The sequence below is a fragment of the Methanogenium sp. MK-MG genome (genome assembly GCF_009914725.1).
Classification (GTDB): Archaea; Halobacteriota; Methanomicrobia; order Methanomicrobiales; family Methanomicrobiaceae; genus Methanogenium.
The window spans coordinates 1-4,193 of the sequence record NZ_JAAAWJ010000117.1 but is presented as its reverse complement, the minus strand read 5'-3'; the positions used below and the strand labels follow the sequence as shown (position 1 = coordinate 4,193).

The following is a 4,193-nucleotide window of genomic DNA, read 5'->3' as shown; positions in this document are numbered from 1 at the left end:
TACATACCCGCTCATGGGATGGTCGGTACTGAGCAGGGTTTTCATCCATTCAATGGTCAGCCCGGCAACCCTTTTGACATCCTCCGGGTCGTGCACAACAATCCACTGCACCGGCTGGCCGTTGCTGCCCGAGGGAGCATACCGAACGATATCGAGCACCTGAAGAATATCCTCCTTTGCCACCGGATACTTTGTGAAATGTCGAACGGACCTCCGTTTCTTCAGGTAATACCCGATATCTTCGGCGGACAGTTTACCGGCATCAGTTGGACACTCCTCCTTCTCGTCCGGCCGGACGTTCAGGATGAGGGCATGCGTCGGGCAGGTCACTTCGCAGTGTCCGCAGGCAATACACATGCCCGCCTTCTCATCCCGGACCACGGGAAAGGTATTCTCATCTGCCGGGTCGATAACTGACATCGGGCAGACGACAGAGCATATTCCGCAGCGGGTGCAGAGATCTTCATCCACGAGTATGGTCGCCATTTTTTCACCGTCCTGTTTCCTTCTGTGCTGTTTAATCTTTTATTAATTCCCCGTCAACTACCCACGACTAAAGTCGTGGGCTTCCTGCCTGTTTTGATCGTGATGTATATGACTATAAAATGAGAATTCAGGGGGATGCCCGAATTTCCGCCCCGTGGTTACGGGCCCGTGTGAGGAGCACCGACCCTCCGGTCTCTGCCATCACCTGTTCTGCAGCCCTGAGAGAGTCCTGCATCCCGGTGTCGCCAATAGCATAGACCGTCGGACCGAAGGAGCTCAGCCCGACTCCTGCAGCATCGGTGGTCCTGAGAGTGGCGATGAGGTCGTGGATGAGAGGGGGCTGGAGGCTGTGTTCGACCTTTTTTAACCCGAAGCCCTGAATGGTGTTCACCGCCGTCCCGAAAAGTTCGAGGTCTTTCTCGATAATTCCGGGGAGCATCTGCATCAGAATGGTGTGGCATATTGCCTGCACATCGCCGACGGGCACCGGACAATACTGCCGGAAGATGTCGACCTCGGTCTTCCCGTTCGCGCCTTCAGGAATGGCCGGGGTCGCGAGAAGAATGTGCCAGTTCTCGGGGAAAGGGTGCCTGAAGAGGACGGGTGCGGGTTTCACCCCGTCTGATGCGGAAGACGGTCTGAAGTCAGATTTCTCCCCTGACGGGCCAAAACGGTGTCCGCCATCAAGAATAAAGCCGCCTGACTCAAATGCCGCAGTCCCGATACCCGACGTACCCCCTCTCCCGGCAATCGCCGCAATCTCTCTGACGGGTAGGGGCCGGTAGAGTTCGCAGATGGCACGGGCGGTGGCAAGGCTGATCTGGGTGCCGCTCCCGAGACCGATGTGCCCGGGATACGTGCGGTGCAGGGTGATCTCGGCACCACCCTGCACCCCCAGTGCTGCAAGGGTATTTTCCGCAGTCTTTTTTATACGGTCCGTGTTCTCGTGGTCACTTCTGACCCGTATTTCGTCGCTTCGTTTCGCCTCGACGACGACGGCCGGGTCTTTGACCGAGAGGCCGATGCCGCCGTCGACTCTCCCGGAGCTCCCGTTCATGTCGATGAGGCCCATGTGAATCCGTGCCGGTGCCTCCACAATCACTCTGGCTTCTTCCGTGAAGTTGGAGTACGGGAAGGTCTCTCTGATGCTGATCAGGGGTTCTTTGCCGGTGATGATACGGTAGCGGCGGGAGAGCAGAGGCTCATGGCGGAAGACCCCGAGGATATCGCTGATGCCGGTGCCCGCCCGGCACATCTTCACGTCATCGAGTTCGCGTCGTGACTCGATCTGGTGCATCCGCATGATCCGCCCGATAGGGATGTCAGCCCGCATCAGGTCATCTCTGAATGAGGATTCAAGACGGGAGAGAGGGGTATCTGACGTTGCATAGAGGAGAACCTTCCCGTCTGCGCCCTCGTTCAGGGTGACAATACGATGGTTGACCGGTTCTCCCACAGGTATCCCAAGGGACGCGGCCACGTGTTTGTCGGCAGGCACCACCTCCTGGGAGAGGGTATTCACCGTCACCTCGCAGCCCAGCACGTTTTCAAGAAGAGTGGTCACGGAACCATCGGTGCCAAGGAGGATCTTTTGCATCGGCGAAAGACGGCCAACCTCTGTTTCCAGCTTTCGGAGCTTGTCAGCAATATTGAATGATTTCATAGGTCATCAGGTTCTGCCGGTCACGCTAAGAACTTTAGAAGCGTTGCTCTCTTCAGATAAATAATAGTATAGCCAGGCCGGACTTGGGTATGTCCACCATTTTTCTCATCTCTTTGGACAGCAGGGGTGTATCTTCAGTGACTGCTCCCCGACTGAAGTGGGGAGCCTTCTGCCTGGACTGCAAGTATCATTGGTCACATCCGTCAATCAATTGTTTATACCTGTCAATCATCACTCTGACAGCATCAAAGTTTGCTGAGCTAAGTTTTGATGATACGTTGCCCTGTGCGATATGCAGGATAGTAGCTGTTTCAATCTGGTTTTTCCCGGATAATGTATAATAGACAGCCTCTGCCTGACTGGCTGTCCATTTTGAAGTAATTGCGTCAAGAAGAAAACATTCGGTTTTCAGTTCCCCGTTCACAACAGGCCAGTTTGTTTTTATCGTAACTCTCTGTCTTTTTTTATCCATTCTGTCAAGTTCAGGCCCGGAATTCCTGAACGCCTCACCATCAGAGCTGCTGATATTCTGTTCATTATACGTATCGATACTGCCCACACCGATGGCGATACGTACATCCGGTCTGATCTTTTTTTTTGAACTCAATGTGCGCGAAACGATATATGATCTGATAATCAATGCAGCAGTAAGAGCTTCACGTGATGAAGGCAGAACCGCCTGAAAACTATCCCCCCGGAATATATCAAATATCAGATTTTTTTCTTCCAGACTGTTCAGAATTTCCCGTAGACAGTTTACGTAGTCCGATCGATCACTGTCTTCCAACTGAGAATAGTTCACCAGATCACCGGTTAAAACCGCATATACCCTTTCACTCATTTAACATCCCCACAAATATCTGGTTTAGAATAGATAATGGTAGATTATACCATTATATGTAGATATCTATCCAGAAGCATATATCTCATCAGGAATAGATATCTTATCAGGAATAGATATCCTATCAGGAATAGATATCATCCAAATATCCATGTATAACCGGATATTACCCATAACCAAATCCTTTGAACGGATCAAAATTTCGTTTGAGTGTGCATCCCCGCAGAAATGATGCCGGTAGACGATCAGATGGTGGTTTATATATCAGAAACTCCGGCAGATTTGACCGCAGCGATGAGGGCGTCAGTCTTCGCGGTGTCCTGCACGTCGTTTTTGCCGAACACAAAATCTCCTCTGACCTGCACATCCTTTGCAGCCAGCGCTTCTGCAAGGTGCGTGAGGGTATCCTTTGCCTGTACACCGCAGGTCGCAAAAAGAATAACCGATTTTCCTTCACATCCTGTCAGTGCCTCTACTGCCGCGTTTATTGCAGGAGCGGCATGAAACGCCCAGACAGGAGTGCCGATCACAATCATATCGGACGCGGAGACGTCGATGGCTGCCGGTTCGATCACATCCGACTCCCCCCTCATTGCCCGGTAGCATCCCATTGAGTAGGCGGTGAGTGCTGAATAGGGTTTTACGGCTTTGACCTCGACAAGTTCCCCCCCGCAGGCCTGCTGTACTTTCTCTGCTACGCCCCGGGTGACCCCGGAATACGAATAGAATATGGTTGTTATCTTCATGGTCCCTCCCCCCTGTTTTCCTCGCGGATGTGCTCACAATTTCTGCACCGGTTTCCTGCCGTATGACATACCCTGCTGAGTGGAGACCGGTGCTGTGACATCCGCTAACGGAGGTATCTTGTTGCGGGGAAAATAAATCCTCCGGGGAGTCCCCGTCCGGGAAATCGATATATACAGGAATGGAGATCCTATTGCCCGGGTGAAGGTTGTATGGAGAGTATATCCAGACTGCGTACGCTGAGTGTAGCTGAACACTACATGAACGAGATGTATGAGGAATTTCATTATTTTGCAACATGGTTACCGGGGAAACCATTGCAGATTGGCGATATCGGTGAGCTGAATCACAATGAATTCACCTACATATCCAGTTTACACGAGAAAGGAATTGATTTCAGGGTCCGGAGAGATCCTTCCAAAGGGGAACTAAAGCACCGGTCCGGCAGGGGGGTCTCGG

At 52.2% G+C, this 4,193-nt stretch carries 5 protein-coding genes; 1 reads left to right on the top strand and 4 read right to left on the bottom strand.

Annotated features, from left to right (window positions below; all coding sequences use genetic code 11):
• The 4 genes from MKMG_RS10880 to MKMG_RS10865 form a co-directional block, all read right to left on the bottom strand.
• On the bottom strand, nt 1–486 hold a 486-nt coding region (locus MKMG_RS10880; RefSeq protein ID WP_165077932.1), incomplete at its 3' end, for a nitroreductase family protein.
• Nucleotides 487–613: 127 nt separating this feature from the next.
• Nucleotides 614–2,149 (bottom strand): beta-ribofuranosylaminobenzene 5'-phosphate synthase, encoded by a 1,536-nt coding sequence (locus tag MKMG_RS10875; RefSeq protein WP_165077931.1) that lies wholly within the window; start codon nt 2,147–2,149, stop codon nt 614–616.
• Nucleotides 2,150–2,336: 187 nt separating this feature from the next.
• A complete protein-coding gene (locus tag MKMG_RS10870; RefSeq protein ID WP_165077930.1) occupies nt 2,337–2,990 on the bottom strand; it encodes a SatD family protein in 654 nt (217 codons plus the stop codon).
• A 257-nt stretch (nt 2,991–3,247) separates the two neighbouring features.
• Nucleotides 3,248–3,736 carry a flavodoxin gene (locus MKMG_RS10865; RefSeq protein ID WP_165077929.1) on the bottom strand — a complete coding sequence of 163 codons (489 nt, stop codon included), beginning with the start codon at nt 3,734–3,736 and terminating at the stop codon, nt 3,248–3,250.
• A gap of 210 nt (nt 3,737–3,946) precedes the next feature.
• Between MKMG_RS10865 and MKMG_RS11470 the strand changes: the two genes are divergently transcribed.
• A partial coding sequence (locus MKMG_RS11470; RefSeq protein WP_216842905.1) for a hypothetical protein occupies nt 3,947–4,193 on the top strand: 247 nt, incomplete at its 3' end.